This is a genomic window from Leisingera sp. XS_AS12 (genome assembly GCF_041224635.1).
GTDB lineage: Bacteria > Pseudomonadota > Alphaproteobacteria > Rhodobacterales > Rhodobacteraceae > Leisingera.
The window spans coordinates 1-16,534 of the sequence record NZ_JBGFGM010000093.1 but is presented as its reverse complement, the minus strand read 5'-3'; the positions used below and the strand labels follow the sequence as shown (position 1 = coordinate 16,534).

General features: G+C 63.5%; 14 protein-coding genes and 1 pseudogene. 7 read left to right on the top strand and 8 right to left on the bottom strand.

Features of this window, described 5'->3' with window-relative positions; translation table 11 throughout:
- Position 1 precedes the first annotated feature (1 nt).
- The 7 genes from AB9K35_RS09600 to AB9K35_RS09570 all read right to left on the bottom strand — a co-directional run bounded on the left by AB9K35_RS09600 (position 2) and on the right by AB9K35_RS09570 (position 7,443).
- Positions 2-1,057, bottom strand: a complete 1,056-nt coding sequence (locus AB9K35_RS09600) for an ester cyclase (RefSeq protein WP_369925619.1) — start codon at positions 1,055-1,057, stop codon at positions 2-4.
- Positions 1,054-2,367 carry a histidinol dehydrogenase gene (gene hisD / locus AB9K35_RS09595; RefSeq protein WP_369925617.1) on the bottom strand — a complete coding sequence of 438 codons (1,314 nt, stop codon included), beginning with the start codon at positions 2,365-2,367 and terminating at the stop codon, positions 1,054-1,056. The genes AB9K35_RS09600 and hisD (AB9K35_RS09595) overlap by 4 nt, the downstream gene beginning before the upstream one ends.
- A 10-nt stretch (positions 2,368-2,377) precedes the next feature.
- Positions 2,378-2,908: an ester cyclase gene (locus tag AB9K35_RS09590; protein WP_369925615.1), complete on the bottom strand. Its 531-nt coding sequence runs from the start codon at positions 2,906-2,908 to the stop codon at positions 2,378-2,380.
- 136 nt (positions 2,909-3,044) lie between these two features.
- Positions 3,045-3,965: a carbohydrate ABC transporter permease gene (locus AB9K35_RS09585; protein ID WP_222455446.1), complete on the bottom strand. Its 921-nt coding sequence runs from the start codon at positions 3,963-3,965 to the stop codon at positions 3,045-3,047.
- A gap of 10 nt (positions 3,966-3,975) precedes the next feature.
- Entirely contained in the window at positions 3,976-5,007 is a 1,032-nt protein-coding gene (locus AB9K35_RS09580; RefSeq protein WP_369925613.1) for a carbohydrate ABC transporter permease, read from the bottom strand.
- A 66-nt stretch (positions 5,008-5,073) separates the two neighbouring features.
- Complete coding sequence (locus tag AB9K35_RS09575) at positions 5,074-6,318, bottom strand: ABC transporter substrate-binding protein (RefSeq protein ID WP_369925611.1); 1,245 nt, start codon at positions 6,316-6,318, stop codon at positions 5,074-5,076.
- 72 nt (positions 6,319-6,390) lie between these two features.
- Positions 6,391-7,443 (bottom strand): ABC transporter ATP-binding protein, encoded by a 1,053-nt coding sequence (locus AB9K35_RS09570; protein WP_369925609.1) that lies wholly within the window; start codon positions 7,441-7,443, stop codon positions 6,391-6,393.
- A gap of 115 nt (positions 7,444-7,558) precedes the next feature.
- On the opposite strand from AB9K35_RS09570, the gene AB9K35_RS09565 reads away from it, so the two are divergent.
- Positions 7,559-8,563, top strand: a complete 1,005-nt coding sequence (locus AB9K35_RS09565) for an ester cyclase (protein WP_369925607.1) — start codon at positions 7,559-7,561, stop codon at positions 8,561-8,563.
- 67 nt (positions 8,564-8,630) lie between these two features.
- Here AB9K35_RS09565 and AB9K35_RS09560 read toward each other — a convergent pair whose 3' ends face one another.
- Positions 8,631-9,389: an HpcH/HpaI aldolase/citrate lyase family protein gene (locus AB9K35_RS09560; RefSeq protein WP_369925605.1), complete on the bottom strand. Its 759-nt coding sequence runs from the start codon at positions 9,387-9,389 to the stop codon at positions 8,631-8,633.
- A gap of 427 nt (positions 9,390-9,816) precedes the next feature.
- Here AB9K35_RS09560 and AB9K35_RS09555 point away from each other — a divergent pair, with 427 nt between their 5' ends.
- The 6 genes and pseudogenes from AB9K35_RS09555 to AB9K35_RS09530 form a co-directional block, all read left to right on the top strand.
- Positions 9,817-10,797: a LacI family DNA-binding transcriptional regulator gene (locus tag AB9K35_RS09555; RefSeq protein WP_369925603.1), complete on the top strand. Its 981-nt coding sequence runs from the start codon at positions 9,817-9,819 to the stop codon at positions 10,795-10,797.
- Between the two features lie 110 nt (positions 10,798-10,907).
- On the top strand, positions 10,908-11,876 hold the full coding sequence (locus tag AB9K35_RS09550) for a TAXI family TRAP transporter solute-binding subunit (RefSeq protein ID WP_369925601.1): 969 nt from the start codon (positions 10,908-10,910) through the stop codon (positions 11,874-11,876).
- A 66-nt stretch (positions 11,877-11,942) separates the two neighbouring features.
- Positions 11,943-13,841: a TRAP transporter permease gene (locus tag AB9K35_RS09545; RefSeq protein ID WP_369925599.1), complete on the top strand. Its 1,899-nt coding sequence runs from the start codon at positions 11,943-11,945 to the stop codon at positions 13,839-13,841.
- 196 nt (positions 13,842-14,037) lie between these two features.
- Positions 14,038-15,369, top strand: coding sequence for a histidinol dehydrogenase (hisD, locus tag AB9K35_RS09540; RefSeq protein ID WP_369925596.1), 1,332 nt, complete (start codon positions 14,038-14,040; stop codon positions 15,367-15,369).
- A gap of 90 nt (positions 15,370-15,459) precedes the next feature.
- Positions 15,460-16,224 (top strand): SDR family NAD(P)-dependent oxidoreductase, encoded by a 765-nt coding sequence (locus tag AB9K35_RS09535; RefSeq protein ID WP_369925595.1) that lies wholly within the window; start codon positions 15,460-15,462, stop codon positions 16,222-16,224.
- Positions 16,225-16,243: 19 nt separating this feature from the next.
- A pseudogene (locus tag AB9K35_RS09530) lies at positions 16,244-16,534 on the top strand (NAD(P)(+) transhydrogenase (Re/Si-specific) subunit alpha); the annotation flags it as partial.

The following is a 16,534-nucleotide window of genomic DNA, read 5'->3' as shown; positions in this document are numbered from 1 at the left end:
GTCAAACCTCGCTGACAGGGAAGGGGATCTCGCCAGCCACGCGGGCCTTGTTGAACTCGCGCAGGCGGGCGAAGACATCTACGCCCAACTGGCGGTAGGCGTCCAGAATGTCCACCGTGACCCAGTTTTCGCGGATCTTGCCATTCTCCAGTCGCCAGAAGTCCAGCGAGCGCATGGTGATGCGTTTGCCCGACGGCGCAATACCCATCCAGCCGTCATGGGTGACGGTCTGGATCATGTTGGGCCAGCCGGTCACGGCCGCATATTCGCCATCGCCGAAGAAGTGGTAGGTGATCTCGTCCAGATATTGGCCGCGGTCGGGCATGCCGTTCAGGAACGGGATCTGGTGCCAGTTGCGGAAGCCCGCGATGCCACGGCCGGTGCCGATGCCGGCGGGGCCGTACCAGTTCATCCGCTCGTGCCAGAACTTCGGCATCTCCATTACCTCCGGGCCACCCTGGCTCGGGTGTTTCTTCAGGTGATTGAGCATCTCGACGATATGCGCGCAGGAGGCCTGGGATTTCTCCTCGTCCCAGGGACCCGGCACGATGCCGTCATGCGTGGCCGGGCCGGGGATGCAGAACTCGAGACCGAGTGAGGGCGCCATCGGCCAGGCGTTTGCCTGCATCATCACCTCTGGGATGTCCCAGATGGTCTGGATCTCGACCACGCGGCCTTCCTCGAACCGGTAGAATTCGTGGAACCGCATGTGGGTCAGATGCCCGGTCGGCGGGATGTCCAGCCAGGGCCGCACGAAGGTGCCGTAGTAATGGCCGCCGCAGCCGATCCAGTCGCCGCCATGTTCGGTGCGCCCGCCCATGACGATCCAGTCACGACGCTCGAGGTCCGGCATGGACTGCAGCAGCGGTGCGTAGCAGGTGTCATAAAGCTCCGCCGGGCCGGTCAGGTCGCCGAAGGGGTGGCACATATGCACCACTGCGTCGGGCGCGATCAGCTCTTGCAGCGCGGCGCGCACGCCCTTCTCGCTGAAGTCGCGCATCGCCTCGCGCATCGGCGCGATCAGGGCCTTGTTCCGGGTGTGGACGTCGGTCGTCATTCTGCTGCCTCTCCGTAAGCCACGTTCTTGCCGCCATAACGGCGGACACGGATATTGCATTGTTCGGCGTGGCCGACGAAGCCTTCCAGCATGCACAGGCGCGAGCCGTATTCGCCGATCATGGTGGCGGCCTCGTCGGTGATGACCTTCTGATAGCTGTGGGTTTTCAGGAACTTGCCGACCCACAGACCGCCGGTGTAGCGGCCCGCCTTCTTGGTCGGCAGGGTGTGGTTGGTGCCGATCACCTTGTCGCCGTTGGCCACATTGGTGCGGGGGCCGAGGAACAGCGCGCCGTAGCAGGTCATGTTCTCCAGGAACCAGTCGTCGCGGTCCGTCATCACCTGCACGTGCTCGGAGGCGATGTCATCGGCGACCTGCAGCATCTCCTCGTAGGTGTCGCAGACGATCACCTCGCCGTATTCCTCCCAAGACACCTTGGCGGTGCCGGCGGTCGGCAGGATGCCCAGCAGACGGTCGATCTCGCTCAGGGTTTCCTCGGCCAGCTTGCGGGAGTTGGTGAGCAACACGCAGGGGCTGTTGTAGCCGTGCTCGGCCTGTCCCAGGAGGTCGGTGGCGCAGAGCTCGGCGTCCGCGGCAGTCTCGTCCGCGATCACCATTGTCTCGGTCGGGCCTGCAAAAAGGTCGATGCCGACGCGGCCGAACAGCTGGCGCTTGGCCTCCGCCACGAAGGCGTTACCGGGGCCGACCAGCATGTGCACCGGGTCGATGGTCTCGGTGCCGATTGCCATGGCGCCGATCGCCTGGATGCCGCCCATCACGTAGATCTCATGCGCGCCACCGAGGTGCATCGCGGCAATCACCGCGGCATTGGGCTTGCCGTTGAAAGGCGGGGTGCAGGCGATGATGCGCGGCACGCCGGCCACCTTGGCGGTGGCCACCGACATATGCGCCGAGGCGACCATCGGGAACTTGCCGCCCGGCACGTAGCAGCCGACCGACTGCACGGGGATGTTCTTGTGGCCGAGGATCACGCCCGGCAGGGTCTCCACCTCGATGTCCAGCATCGAGTCGCGCTGCGCCTGGGCGAAGTTCATCACCTGCTCTTGCGCAAACTTGATGTCTGCCAGCTCGCGGTCGCTGAGCGAGGCGATCAGATCGTCGATCTCCTGCTGGCTGAGGCGGAAGCTTTCCGGGCTGTAGTTGTCGAACTTCTCGGAAAGCTCGCGCACGGCGGCGTCGCCGCGGGCCTCGATGTCCTTCAGCGTGGCTTCGACCACGGCGCGGGTCTTGGCGTCATCCTCGGCGCGGTCGGCATCGGACTTGCCGCGTTTTAGGTATTCGATGGTCATGGTCAGGTCCTCAATTGTCGGGGCGCGGAGGGGTTTTCTCCCCGCGGTCAAAAGCTTCCCAGCCCTCGCCGTTGAACAGGTCAACGCCGAGCTGGGCGGCGACATGGGCGAAATCGACGTTCACCCAGTTGTCCACGATCTTGCCGTCGACGACTTTCCAGAAGTCCATGTAACGGATCTCGACCCGCTTGCCGGTGGGTTCGATGCCGAGGAAAGTGCCCGAGTGGGTGGCTTCCTGGCGGCCGAAGGCGGCAGCCCATTCGCCCATGTAGAGGCGGGCCTCGTCGATGCAGACCTTGTCGGAGAAGGCGGCCTGGAAGGGGCGCTGCCAGTTGTCCTGGAATTCCTTCAGCCCGTTCTTGGTGCCGCAGCCCTGGTTGCCCATCCAGCGGAAACCTTCGGCAAAGAACTCGCCGATGTCGCTGATCCGGTGGTCGTTCAACCCGTCCACCATGCTTTCGATCACGCGGCGGGTTTCTTCGGTCTTGCTCATGTCCGTGTCTTTGGTCAACACGGCTTGTTCGGGGCGGGAGCCTTTCATGCTCTATTCCTTCAATTTGTTGCCAAGGGATGATGTGGTCAGACGGGGAGGAGACGACCGTCCGTCAAAAAATCCCTTGGCATCCGGTTGAGCGCCGGGTGGCGCCCAACGGCGTTATGTCTTGCGGCGCTGCTCATCAGCCTTTGACCGCGCCGGCGGTCAGGCCGCTGACGATCTGGCGCTGGAAGAACAGGATCAGCACGAACAGCGGGGCAGTGGCGGAGACCACGGCGGCGACGGCGTACATCACCTTGCCTTCGACCTGGGTGGTGCCGAGGAAGCTGTTGATCGCGGGGATGATGGTCTCATTCTCGGAGCTCAGGAGCATCGCGGTCACCGCAAAGTCGTTGTAGGCCAGAAGGAAGCTGAACAGGCCGGTGGTGATGACGCCGGGCCACATCACCGGGATGATCACGTGGCGGAAGGCCTGGAAGCGGGTGCAGCCGTCGACCATGGCGCTTTCGTCCATGTCCTTGGGGATGTTGAGGAAGAAGGAGTGCAGCATCCACAGGGTGAAGGGCTGGTTGATCGCCACAAGCACGATGATGGTGGTCGGCAGGATGCCCCAGATGTTCCATTCAAAGAACGGCAGCAGGTAGCCGGAGACCAGGGTGATATGCGGCATGGCGCGGAACACCAGCGCGGCCATCAGGAGCCAGAAGGCATAGCGGCGGCCGGAGCGGGCGAGCGCGTAGCCGCCCAGCGTGCCGAAGGTGAGCGAGATCACCACGGTGAAGAACACCACGATGCCGGAGTTGATGACGTTGCGCCAGAATTCCTCTTCCACCCAGGCGCCGCGGTAGCCATCGAGCGTGAAGGCGCTGCCGGTCTGCTGGATCGTGTTGACCCCGTAGATGGCGTTCTGCCAGTCGGTCTTGGAGAAGAAGTCCGACTGCACCTTGAAGCTGCCCCAGAAGGTCCAGAAGAAGGGGAAGGCGGCGATGATCAGCCAGAGCGCCACCAGCGCCAGGGAAACCACCGTGAGCAGCGAGACGCGGGAGCGGGACTTGGGGTTCACTGCCGGGACTGCGATGGAGGATTGTGCCTTGGTTGCCATGTTCGTGCCCTCAGTGTGCTTTGCGGGAGAAGTCGCGCCAGGTGCGGATCAGCACCGGTGTCAGCAGGATCACCACGCCGATGATGGTCATCATCGAGGTTGCCCCGGCCGAGCCGTAGAGCGGATTGCCGCTTTCGCGCAGGTCGTTGTAGATGATCCAGCTGAGCGAGGTTGCGTGGGCCTCGGCCTTGAAGCTTACGATCGGCTCAAAAACGCGGAAGTTGTCCATCAGCAGCATCAGCGTCACGAAGGCCATCAGCGGCGACAGGTGCGGTACGATCACGTGGATCATGCGCTGCCACTTGGAGGCGCCGTCGATCATCGCCGCTTCCATGGTGTCCTCGGGCACGGTCTGCAGCCCGGCGTAGAAGGTGATGAAGCTGAACGGCAGGGTGTGCCAGATGCCGTAGACGATCAGCATGGTCCAGGTCAGCGTGGTGGAGGCCTTGAGGCTGAGCGACGGGTCGTTGAAGACGCGCTGGATGGTGGCGCCGATCACGCCGTCGCTGTCGACCATCCAGAACAGGATCAGCGAGCCGACCAGCGGGGTCACCAGGAACGGCAGCAGCGAGATGAAGATCGACGGCCCTTTGAGCATGCGGGGCAGGTTGTTCACCCCCACTGCAATCGCCAGGCCAAGGGCGATCACCACCGGCGTGACGACCGCCGTATAGGTCAGCGTAAAGATCAGCGCGCGGTAGAAGGGCAGGTTGGAGACCTGTTTCCAGAAGGCGCCGAAGGTTTCGGTGGTCCGCCAGGCTTCGCCAACCTCGGCAAAGGCCAGATGCGAGCGGTTGATGTAGGTGCCGAGCCCGTTGAACTGGCCCAGCGGCTGTTCCTGCCGCAGTTTCTCGGTGGCTGCGACGTCTACCGTGGTGGTGGGAGAGCAGCCGAACGGGCCGCAGCTCTCGGAGACCACCAGAACCTGTTCGTGCTCGACGAACAAGGACTGGATGAAAACCGAGACGATGGGCAGTGCGATGAAGAGGATCATCGCGGATAGCGTCGGCAGGATGAACCAGAAAAAGGTGCGGTGCTTCATGGCGTGCGTCTCAGTCTTCTGTCCGGAAAAGGTGAGGGGGCCGGAGCCCCCTCCAGTCGGGGAGGTTTACTTGAGGAAACCGGCTTCCTTGGCCGAGGTCCGATAGGCGGTCTCGACATCTGCCAGCGCCTGTTCGGCGCTTTCACCGCCTTTCAGGAAGTCGGTCAGTTCCGAACCGAGCGCTGCGTGCAGCAGGCCCATCTGCGGGATCATCGGGTAGGGGCGCGCACCGCCCTGCGCGGTCGCTGCGACACCTGCAGCGGCAGGGCCGGGCTCAAAGCCGGGCAGCAGCCAGACAGCATCGTCGTTGTTGGCCGCCACCATTTCCGGGTTGAGACCGCTGATGAGGGCCGCGAAGGTGGCCTCGGCGTCTGCATCCGGGATGTTGGCCGCGATCGAGATGCCGTCCCACCACAGGGTGGCCGCGGGCGTTGAGCCGCCGCCGACGGTGGGGGCTGCCGACAGAACCGTGTTCGAAGTCACTTCTTCGGTGGAGCCTTCGTCATCCAGGATCGGCGCGCCGCGCGAGCCCCACATGATAGCCAGTGCCGCCTGGCCGGATTCCCACAGGCCCTGTGTCTCGTTGGAGGCATGGGTCAGGTGGTCCGGGTGGGCGTATTCCACCAGCGCCTTCATGGTGTTGAGCGTGGCGATGCCTTTTTCGTTGTTGATCGAAGGCTCGGCAGAGCCGGGCGCGAAGAACTCACCGCCGTGGCCGAGATAGATCATGTTGAAGACTTCGCCGACATTCCAGCCGGTTTGCAGGTTCATCACCAGGGGATGTTCCATGATGCCCGCAGCGCGGATCTTCTCCGCCGCTTCCAGAACTTCCTCATAGGATGCGGGGATGCCTTCGACACCGGCCTGCTCGAGGATGTCCTTGCGCGAGAACAGGTGCTGCGAGTTGGCCATGAAGGCGACCGCCATCACCTTGCCGTCGATGGTGATCAGTACGTTCGGCGGGATGCTGTCCTTGTACTTCTCAACCAGATCGTTCAGCGGCCGCACCAGCCCGTCGTTCATCAGCTGGGTCAGGGTCGCGTTGGCGAGGATCACCGAGGTGTATTCCGCCGGGTTCGGCGTCAGCGCCGCGTTCATGATCTGGCGCGCTTCGGTGGTGTGGTTGACGGTGAATTCGGCAGCGGCGGCGGCACAATTCGCTTGCGCGGCTTCAACCACCGCGTGAATCGCGGGGAAGTCGCTGGCCAGAATGCGGATCGACTGCCCCTCGGGGCCGCAATCGGCGGCAAAGGCGGCCGAGCTCATCAGTCCGGCAAATAGTGACGCTGTGGCAAGTCTTTTCAGTAGCATGGTAATCTCCCTGTTGGCTTTTGCTTTACCGAGGCTTGGGCTGGGGCATTTGTGCCTTCTGTGCCGCGCGGATCAGCCTCCGATCCGCGCGCCGGTTTGTCCGTCGAAGAGGTGGCAGATGTGTTGCGGAACGGCGATTGACACCATCTCGCCGATCTCCGCACGGAAGGTCTTGTCCGCCTTGACCGAGACCAGCGCGCCGCCGACGCGGACCGAGATCATGGTGGCGTCGCCCAGCAGCTCCATCGTGTAGATCGGCGCGTTGATCTGGCCGTGGCCCGGCTCTGCGATGCCGGCATCCTCGGCGCGGAAGCCAAGGGTCAGCGGGCCGTTGGGGGCGCTCAGGCCGGAGATCTCGACGTTCTTGGCGCGGAAGGTGCCGCCCTGGACCTCGCCCTCCATCAGGTTCATCGCCGGGTTGCCGATGAAGCTGGCGACGAAGGTATTTGCGGGGCGGTCGTAGATTTCGGTCGGGCTGCCGACCTGTTGCACCACGCCCTTCTTCATGACCACCACACGGTCGGCCAGCGTCATCGCCTCGATCTGGTCGTGGGTCACGTAGATGGTGGTCACCGCCAGCTCGTGGCTGAGGTTCTTGATCTGGGCGCGGGTGGAGACGCGCAGCTTGGCGTCGAGGTTCGACAGCGGTTCGTCCATCAGGAAGACGTTGGGCTCCCGCACGATGGCACGGGCCAGGGCGACGCGCTGGCGCTGACCGCCCGACAATTCGGCCGGCTTGCGGTGCAGGAAGTCGTCGAGTTCGACCATCGCCGAGGCACGGCGGACCTTCTCGTCGTGGGTCTTGGGGTCGATGCCCCGGACCTTCAGCGGGAAGCGGATGTTCTCGTAGACATTCATGTTCGGATAAAGCGCGTAGGACTGGAACACCATCGCCACGTCGCGGTCCTTGGGTTCCATGTCGTTGACGCGCTGCCCGTCGATCAGAATGTCGCCTTCGCTGGCCTCTTCGAGCCCGGCAATCATCCGCATTGTGGTGGTCTTGCCGCAGCCCGAAGGCCCCAACAGCACCAGAAATTCCTTGTCCGCGATGGTGAGGTCGAAATTGTCGACACCGACGAACGACCCCCAGCGTTTGCCCACATTGCGCAGTTGAATCTCGGCCATGACGTCTCCCTGCCGGCTGCTGTCAGCCGCTTTTGCATACGATTGCAAATAAGGTAGACTCGGGGCAAAGTTTTTGGCAAGACTTTTTTGCACACGTATGCAGGGAGCGTTTGGAATGCCGGATTTTTCATCGGAAAAACAAGTTGTCAGGGAGCTTTACGCCCAACTCGACGCGACGGGCGGAGCGGGCGCGGCCGAGGTTCTGTCGCGTTACTATGCCTCGAATCACATCTGGCGGGGGTACCATCCCTTCAACGAACAGCAGGGCGCCGAGGAGGTTGCCGCAGTGTTCTGGACGCCCTTGCACAAGGCTTTGCGTCACCTGCAGCGGCGCGAAGACGTGTTCTTTGCCGGCTTGAACGAGATGGACGGCTTTGCCTCGATATGGGTTGTGTCGATGGGTCACTTGATGGGGTTGTTCGACGCGTCCTGGTTGGGGATCGCCCCCACCGGCAAGATGGCATTCCTGCGGTACTGCGAGTTCAATCGCGTCGAAGATGGCAAGATCACCGAGACGGCGATGTATTTCGACATCCCGCATCTGATGATGCAGGCAGGGTTGCAGCCATTTCCGCCGCAGACCGCCGCGCATCTCGTGCAACCCGGTCCGATGACCCATGATGGTCTCATGTACGACCCGCAGCCGCCGGAAGAAGGGGAAAAGACGCTTGCGACGATCAATGCGATGATCTCCGACCTGGGCCAGTGGAACAGCGGGCTGTCCCTTGAGGACGAGCTGCGTCAGACCTGGGCAGAAGACATGATCTGGTGGGGACCGGCCGGGATCGGCGCCACCTACACCATTGAACGCTATGCCAAGCAGCATTCCGGGCCCTTCCGAGCGGGGTTCACAGATCGATCCAAGACGAAACACATCTGCCGCCTCGCCGAGGGCCATTTCGGCGGCTTCTTCGGCTGGCCGAACTTCACTGCCCGTCCGACCGGCGGCTTCATGGGCATGCCGGCAACCGACAAGGCTGGGGAGTTCCGGGTGATCGACATTTATCGCCGTCAGGGGGATAAGTTGGCCGAGAACTGGATCTTTATCGACCTTTTGCACTTCTGGAAGCAGCAGGGCGTCGACATCCTGGCTCGCATGGCAGAGGGCCCGCGCAGCTGATCGAATGTAGCCGAGATCCAAGGCACCATGCCGCCGCACCGCTGTCGGGCGCGGCGACGTGCCGTGATCAGCCGCCGAAGGAATCCTGCCGGATGCGGGCAATGCCTTGCATCATCAGGGAATGTTCGGAGCCGATCACGAACAGGCTGGCACCGGCGTCGCGCCACCGGCTGATATCCTCGCCCGGGGCACAGTAGAGACCAGTGGCGGAGTCTTTCGCACCAAGCACTTCGGCGCATTTCCGACCGATTTCCGGCGCGTGGAAATCATTGGCTCCATAGGACACCGCCAGGTCGGCGCGGCCGACGAACAGTGCATCGACACCGTCGACTGCGGCGATGTCTTCATAGGCGTCATAGCCTTCGGGATCCTCGATCTGGCAGATCACGCTGACCTCGCGGTTTGCGAGGTCGAAATGCTGGGTCAGGCTGCGGCGGGCATAGTCTGCGGCGCGGGTGGTACCGGCGAAGCCGCGCCCCTGGCCCTGGCCGTAGCGGGTGTTGCGTACGATTTCCGCCGCCTGTTGCGCCGATTTCACATGCGGCACCACGATGCCTGCGATGCCGCAGTCCAGCATGCCCAGGATGGTGTCGGGATTGTCGTTGGGAATGCGCACGAGAAGCGGGCAGCCGGTCGCACGTGCCCCGATCGCGCAGGTGTCGACGGCGGCGCGGTCAAAGGGGGCGTGTTCGGCATCAAGGATAACGAAATCGACGCCAGCGTGGCCCAGCACCTCGGTGATTATCGGGTGCGGGGTTTTCACAAACAGGCCGAGCAGTTGCTCGCGGCCTGCGAGCCGGGTCTTGAAGGTTGCGTTCAGTGTCATCTGCGCCTCTGCTATCGCGTTTCACCTGCAAGGGGAGGTCACGACAGTGGATCGGGGCCGGGGCAGGGCCTGCCCTCCATATCTGCGCCCCTCCGCGCTGCCGGGCCTGCCGGTAGGTGGTGACCTGCTTAGGAAACCGCCCGCGCCGCCGCAATATCGCGCAATGAGAGTGAAAAATTTCAGTCGTTGCTGCGTTCGCCACCAGCACTCTGAGCCGTCGACGGATCTTGGTCGGCAGGTTGGGCACTCATGAAGGGGTGGGGATGGCCTCGCACCCGCTGCTCGACACATCGCGAAGGAGATCCAGGCGGCGCTGGCCCCAGTTGTTGTGCAGTTTTTCGCGCTCTGGTCCGCCTGACTAGGATGGTCGGGCGAACGCGATGCGGGGAATTGCACATGCGGGCAATTTCCGATCTATGATCGCGACATGAAGAAAGTGACCTCAAAAGACGTCGCGGCGCTCGCGGGCGTATCGGTATCAGCGGTGTCGCGGGCCTACCGGGCGGATGCGCCGTTGTCAGATGACAAACGGCGCCGGGTTTTTGCCGCCGCGGCCAAGCTGGGGTACGTCAGCCGCGTCGACCATATTCTGTCGTCCCAGTCCAGCAACACCATTTCCATGGTGGTCGGCGACATGCGCAATCCGTTCTATCCGACCGCCGTGGACGAGGCGGCCCGGCTGCTGTCCGAGCGAGGTTTGCGCCTGATCCTGCATGCGGTGCCCACCGGGGAGGATGTGGACCTGGTGATGCGACAGGTGCTGGATTACCGGACCGAAGGTGTGATCCTCGCCAGTTCACGGATGGGGTCCAAACTGGCGGTGAAGTGCCGACAGAACCGGATCCCGGCCGTGCTGCTGAACCGGGTGCAGTCGGATAGCCACATGAAGGCCGTGTGCTGTGACAACTATGCGGGCGCGCGGATGATTGCAGATCGTTTCCTCCGCAGCGATCGCCGTCGGATTGCCTTCATCGGCGGTCAGCGTGACACCTCGACCCATCTCGAGAGGATGCGCGGGTTTACCGACCATCTGGCAACGAATGATGTGCGACCGACAGTGGAGCTGGATGGGGGGTACAGCTATCGGCAGGCGCATGCGGCGGCGCAGATGCTGCTGGCTGAACGACCGCTGCCGGAGGCGGTATTCTGTGCCAACGACATCATGGCGATTGCGCTGCTGGATGCGGCCAGAATGCAGGGCATCCGGGTGCCGGAAGATATCGCGGTGGCCGGTTTCGACGATATCCCCATGGCCTCCTGGGACGCGTATCGGTTGACAACCGTGCGCCAGCCGCTCCGGCGGATGCTGAACCTCGCGGTCGACATCCTGACGGATCCCAGCAGCGATCCTGCTGAAGGTGACATCCGGATCCTGCCGGGAGAGCTGAAGCAGCGCGCCAGCGCTTAGTGAAAAAATTTCACTTAATATCGCAACCATTGCGCGGTGAGGTGCATTTGCGCATCCCTTCCTGATACACGCCTGCTTTTTCAGCGCGTTTAATATCGGGAGGATATTCCATGAAGCTCAAATCTCTTGCCCTGACTGCGGCCTTGGCGCTGACCGGCGCCGTTGCTGGTGGCCTCGCCTCGGCTGAAACCCGGCTGGCGTTCGGCGCGACCAATTCCCAAAGCGCTCATTACGCCTATTTTGCGTCGCTGGCGAAGATCGTGAACGACACCTATCCGGAAACCTATCAGGCGTCGGTGGTAGAGACCGGCGCCACCGTCGACAACCTCAAGCGGATGGCGCGTGGACAACTGGACATTGGCCTGGTGACAACCTCGACGCTGTATCACGCCTACAATGGCGTGAAAGGATTTGACGGTCGCCCGGTCGAATCCAAGCTGCTGTGGGCCTATTCGCTGGCACCGCAGAACGTGGTGGTGCGGCGCGATTCCGGTGTCACCGATCTCGCCGGTCTGGCGGGGCAGAAGTTTGGCCCCGGCATGCGTGGCTCCTCCACCGAGGCCACAGCGCTGGAGGTGTTCAAGCTGCTCGAGATCGAACCCGACTGGGTGCGCGGCACTAACGGCGAGCAGGCCAACGCGATCAAGGACGGCCGCTCGCAAGGGTTCGTCAAAAGCGCCGTCGGCACCTCGTTTGACGCGCTGACCACCGACATCGCCGCCTTCACCCCGCTGCAGGTGCTGGGCATTGATGATGCGCAGGAAGACAAGATCCGGGCCGAGTTGCCGGAGCTGTCGATCGTGGAAATGCCGGGCGGTGAGATGGAAAACTCCGGCCCCTACACCGCCTGGGGTTTCATGATCGGCGTCTCCGCGCGCCCCGACATGGATGAGCAGACCGCCTATGACCTGACCAAGGCCGTGATGGAATCGATGGATGAGCAGGCCGCGGCCTTCCCGACGGTCAAAGGGCTGAACCTGCCCGAACTGACCCTGCAATACGCCACCAGCCCGCTGCACCCCGGCGCCGTGCGCTATTACGAAGAGATCGGCCTGACCGTGCCGGACCACCTGAAGTAACCCGCAGCTGCGGCCGGTGCCTGTCTGGTGTCGGCCGCACAGTCCGCTGCCGATTGAGATTTTGCCATGATTGCGTTCCCCTCGCTTGCATCCCTGCGCCAGAAGGCCATTGCGGTTCTGTCCGTGATGCTGGGCCTGTTTGTCTTCTACACTTCCTTCAACGGACCATTTGAATCGCTGGTGCAGCGGGCGCTGTTCGTGATGACCATCGCAGCACTGGCGGTGCTGATGCACCCGTTGTGGCACGGCACGCGGCTGCGCTGGCTGGGCATCCTCATCGATACCGCCATCGTTGCCATGGTAACGGTCTCCGGCTGCTACATCATCTCGAACTACGAGACGATCATGACCGACCTGCCCTGGGCGGGGCCGTTGGACATGATCATGGCCTTTGGCACGCTGGCGAGCGTGCTGGAGCTGGCACGGCGCACCTCGAACTGGGTGTTCCCGATGATCGTGGCGCTGGCAGTGGCTTATGCCTTCCTCGGCTATCTGATCCCCGGCCAGTTCGGCCACCGCGGTTTTGACAGCGCCTACCTCAGCGAGATCATCTTCTTGTCGGACCGTGGGCTGTGGGGGATGCTGGTCAATGTGGCCTCGACCACGCTGGCGGCCTTTGTGCTGTTCGGCGCGATCCTGCTACACACCGGCGCGGGCGAGACCTTCTTTGATCTCTCCGCCCGTCTTGGCGGCTCGCGCCCCGGCGGTGCGGCCAAGATTGCCACCTTTGCGTCCGGTTTCTTCGGCGCCATCAACGGCTCTACCGTGGCCAATGTTGCGACCACCGGCAATTTTACCATCCCGCTGATGAAGCGGCTGAAATACCCGCCCGCCTATGCCGGCGCGGTGGAGGCGATTGCCTCCACCGGCGGCCAGCTGGCGCCGCCGATCATGGGCACCGCCGCCTTTGTGATGGCAGAACTGGTGGGCGTGAACTACTGGTCCATTGCGCTTGCCGGGGTGCTGCCTGCGCTGCTGTTCTATCTTGGCATTTATTCCACCGTGCATGTGATCGCCCGGCGTCAGGGTTTCCGTCCGGTGACGGCCGATGACCTGCCGGACTGGCGCGGCGCGATGAATTTTACCCGCCTTGCCCCCATCGCGGCGGCGCTTGGCGGGCTGGGTTTCGGCGTTTTGAATGGCAACTCGGTTGAGCTGACCGCCTGCTACGGCATGCTGGCAATGCTGGCGGCGGTGCTGGTGGCGCGCATTGCCAACGGCGAGAACCCGCGCGAGGTGATCTCGATCATCCTGCGCGCGCTGGAGGCGGGCGGCAAGGGCGTGGTCATCGTCGGCATCCTGCTGGTTGGCGCCCAGGTGTTCGTGGCGATGATCAACCTAACCGGCTTTGGCGTTGCCGTCACCTCGGCGGTGCTGGCGATAGGTCAGGGCAATATCTGGCTGATCGCCGCGCTGATGGCGGTGGTCTGCCTGATTGCAGGGATGGGCCTGCCGACCTCCGCGGCCTATGTGATGGTCGCCGCGGTGTTTGCCCCGGCGCTGATCCAGCAGGGCATCGACCCCTTGGTGGTGCATATGTTCGTGCTGTACTACGCGGCGCTTTCAGTGATCACGCCGCCAGTTTGCCTGGGCGTTTTCGTGGCCGCAACCATTGCGCAGGCGCCCTGGCTCAAGGTGGCGGTGGAGACGCTACGGTTGGGTGCCACCGCCTATGCGCTGCCGATGCTGTTCCTGGCCTATCCCGGCATGCTGGGCGGCGGCGGAACCGAAGGTATCCTGTTGGCCGCCCTGTCGGGCATCGTCTTTGCGGTCTCCATCGCGCATCTTCTGGGCGGGGCACGGCTGCCTTGGGGCGGTGCCTCGCGGTTGCTGTGGGCATTGCCCGCTGGCCTCGCACTGCTCGGCCCCTGGTGGAGCGCCGCCGCGGCCGCACTGGTCCTTGCTGCACTGGTGGTGATTGCCCGCCGACAGCTGGATCAGTCGCCCCAAGTCGCTGCCGTCTGACGATCACAGAAAGGCCGGGTGCGCAGCGACGCGCCCGGCCTTTGATCCTTCGCTTATTGCTCGAGTACCTGCCGGGCCAGTGTTGCCAGCGCTCATGATGAAAATTTTTCACCAAAAGTGAAAAATATTGCAGCGTGTCGACGGATCTCAGAAACCTTTGCCAAGCCAAGTTCCGAAGCTCTGAAAGGAGATTTCCATGACCATCGAATACCTGAAACGCGGCAAGTCTGACGCGGACCGTGCCGAAGACGACGCCAAGACCCGCGCGGTGGTGGAAGCCACGCTGAAGGACATCGAAACCCGCGGCGATGCCGCCGTGCGCGAGCTGAGCGAGAAGTTCGACAACTATAGCCCCGCCAGCTTCCGCCTGAGCCAGCAGGAGATCGACGAGCTGATCGCCTCGCTCAGCGACCGCGAGCTGGCTGACATCAAGTTTGCGCAAGAGCAGGTGATGAACTTCGCCCAGGCGCAGCGCGACTCGATGCTGGACATCGAGGTGGAAACCCTGCCGGGCGTGATCCTCGGCCACAAGAACATCCCGGTGCAGTCGGTCGGCTGCTACGTGCCGGGCGGCAAGTTCCCGATGGTCGCCTCGGCGCATATGTCGGTGGCCACCGCCAAGGTCGCGGGCGTGCCGCGCATCATCGCCTGCACCCCGCCTTTCAACGGCAAGCCCAACGCCGCGGTGATTGCCGCGATGCACCTCGGTGGTGCGCATGAGATCTACGTGATGGGCGGTATCCAGGCGATCGGCGCCATGGCCATCGGCACCGAGACCATCGACCCGGTACACATGCTGGTCGGCCCCGGCAACGCCTTCGTGGCGGAGGCCAAGCGCCAACTCTTCGGCCGCGTCGGCATCGACCTGTTCGCAGGCCCGACCGAGACCATGGTGATCGCGGATGAGAGCGCCGCGGACGCCGAGCTCTGCGCGACCGACCTGCTGGGCCAGGCCGAGCACGGATACAATTCTCCGTGCGTGCTGCTGACCAACTCCCGCAAGCTGGCCGAGGAAACCCTGAGCGAGATCGACCGTCTGCTGGGCATCCTGCCCACCGCCGGCACCGCCAAGGTGTCCTGGGAGGAATACGGCGAGGTGATTGTCTGCGACACCTACGACGAGATGCTGAAGGTCGCCGATGACATCGCCTCCGAGCACGTGCAGGTGATGACGGACCGCGACGACTGGTTCCTTGAGAACATGACCTGCTACGGCGCGCTGTTCCTCGGGCCCCGCACCAATGTGGCCAACGGCGACAAGGTGATTGGCACCAACCACACCCTGCCGACCAAAAAGGCAGGTCGCTACACCGGCGGCCTATGGGTCGGCAAGTTCCTGAAAACCCACAGCTACCAGAAGGTCACCACCGACGAAGCCGCCACCATGATCGGCGAGTACGGCTCGCGGCTCTGCATGCTCGAAGGCTTCGTCGGCCACGCCGAACAGTGCAACATCCGCGTGCGCCGCTATGGCGGTGTGGAGGTGCCCTACGCCGGTGCCGCCGCCTGGCGCGAAGCCGCGGAATAGCCGCGCCTGCCATTGCCGGACCCAGGCCGCGCGAGCCCAGGGTCCGGCCTGTTCTGCCTCCGGACCGGGGGCGGCCAACCGGAGAGACAGATGAAACTACCGCAAACGCCAAGCCTGCGGCTGGACGGGAAACGCGCGCTGGTGACCGGCGCCACTTCGGGGATTGGTCTGGGGGCTGCCACTGCTCTGGCGCGGGCCGGGGCAGAGGTGCATTGTCTTGCGCGCAGCAACGACCAGCTCAACGCGCTCTGCAGCGCACTTGCCGAAGAGGGGTTGAGCGCGCGGTCGCTGCCGATGGATCTGACGGACGTGAAGGCGGTTGCGGTCGAACTGGCGGCGCGCGAGGCCTTTGACGTTGTGGTCAACTCTGCCGGGATGGCGCGCCACAGTGCCGCGCTGGACACCAGCCCTGAAGATTATGACGCGGTGATGGGGCTGAACCTGCGCGCCGCCTATTTCCTCTCCACCGCCGCGGCACGCCGCATGACGGCAGTCGGCAAACCGGGTTCTATCATCCACCTAAGCAGCCAGATGGGGCATGTGGGCGGCATCGACCGCGCGGTCTATTGCGCGTCGAAATATGCGCTGGAGGGCATGATCAAAGCGATGGCGATCGAGTGGGGCCCGAACCGGATCCGCATCAACTCGATCTGCCCGACCTTCATTCGCACCCCGCTGGGAGAACAGACGCTGGCCGATCCCGAACACCGCCAATGGATTGAAAGCAAGATCAAGCTGGGCCGCGTCGGAGAGGTCGAGGACATCATGGGCGCTGTCGTCTACCTGGCCTCGGATGCTTCGGCGCTGGTCACCGGCACCTCTTTGCTGATCGACGGCGGTTGGACCGCCGAGTAACTCCTGCAAGGAAGAAAAGATGAAATTAGGGACACCAAAAGAGACATTTCCGGGCGAGAACCGGGTTGCGATGACGCCGGACTCTGCGCGTCAGTTGCAGAAGCTGGGCTACGCTTGCGCGATTGAGACCGGGGCCGGGGCGGCGGCGGGGTTTTCGGATGCCGCCTATGCCGAGGCGGGCGTCGAGATCGTCAAGACCGCGGCGCAGCTGTGGAAGACGGCCGACATCATCGCCAAGGTGCGCCAGCCCAATGAGACCGAGCTGAAGCGGCTGACCAAGGGCAAGACGCTGATCTCCTTCTTCAATCCC

Excerpts from the sequence above, each read along its gene's own strand:
- AB9K35_RS09600 (WP_369925619.1), bottom strand. The coding sequence starts at position 1,057 with ATGACGACCGACGTCCACACCCGGAACAAGGCCCTGATCGCGCCGATG.
- hisD (WP_369925617.1), bottom strand. The coding sequence starts at position 2,367 with ATGACCATCGAATACCTAAAACGCGGCAAGTCCGATGCCGACCGCGCC.
- AB9K35_RS09590 (WP_369925615.1), bottom strand. The coding sequence starts at position 2,908 with ATGAAAGGCTCCCGCCCCGAACAAGCCGTGTTGACCAAAGACACGGAC.
- AB9K35_RS09585 (WP_222455446.1), bottom strand. The coding sequence starts at position 3,965 with ATGGCAACCAAGGCACAATCCTCCATCGCAGTCCCGGCAGTGAACCCC.
- AB9K35_RS09580 (WP_369925613.1), bottom strand. The coding sequence starts at position 5,007 with ATGAAGCACCGCACCTTTTTCTGGTTCATCCTGCCGACGCTATCCGCG.
- AB9K35_RS09575 (WP_369925611.1), bottom strand. The coding sequence starts at position 6,318 with ATGCTACTGAAAAGACTTGCCACAGCGTCACTATTTGCCGGACTGATG.
- AB9K35_RS09570 (WP_369925609.1), bottom strand. The coding sequence starts at position 7,443 with ATGGCCGAGATTCAACTGCGCAATGTGGGCAAACGCTGGGGGTCGTTC.
- AB9K35_RS09565 (WP_369925607.1), top strand. The coding sequence starts at position 7,559 with ATGCCGGATTTTTCATCGGAAAAACAAGTTGTCAGGGAGCTTTACGCC.
- AB9K35_RS09560 (WP_369925605.1), bottom strand. The coding sequence starts at position 9,389 with ATGACACTGAACGCAACCTTCAAGACCCGGCTCGCAGGCCGCGAGCAA.
- AB9K35_RS09555 (WP_369925603.1), top strand. The coding sequence starts at position 9,817 with ATGAAGAAAGTGACCTCAAAAGACGTCGCGGCGCTCGCGGGCGTATCG.
- AB9K35_RS09550 (WP_369925601.1), top strand. The coding sequence starts at position 10,908 with ATGAAGCTCAAATCTCTTGCCCTGACTGCGGCCTTGGCGCTGACCGGC.
- AB9K35_RS09545 (WP_369925599.1), top strand. The coding sequence starts at position 11,943 with ATGATTGCGTTCCCCTCGCTTGCATCCCTGCGCCAGAAGGCCATTGCG.
- hisD (WP_369925596.1), top strand. The coding sequence starts at position 14,038 with ATGACCATCGAATACCTGAAACGCGGCAAGTCTGACGCGGACCGTGCC.
- AB9K35_RS09535 (WP_369925595.1), top strand. The coding sequence starts at position 15,460 with ATGAAACTACCGCAAACGCCAAGCCTGCGGCTGGACGGGAAACGCGCG.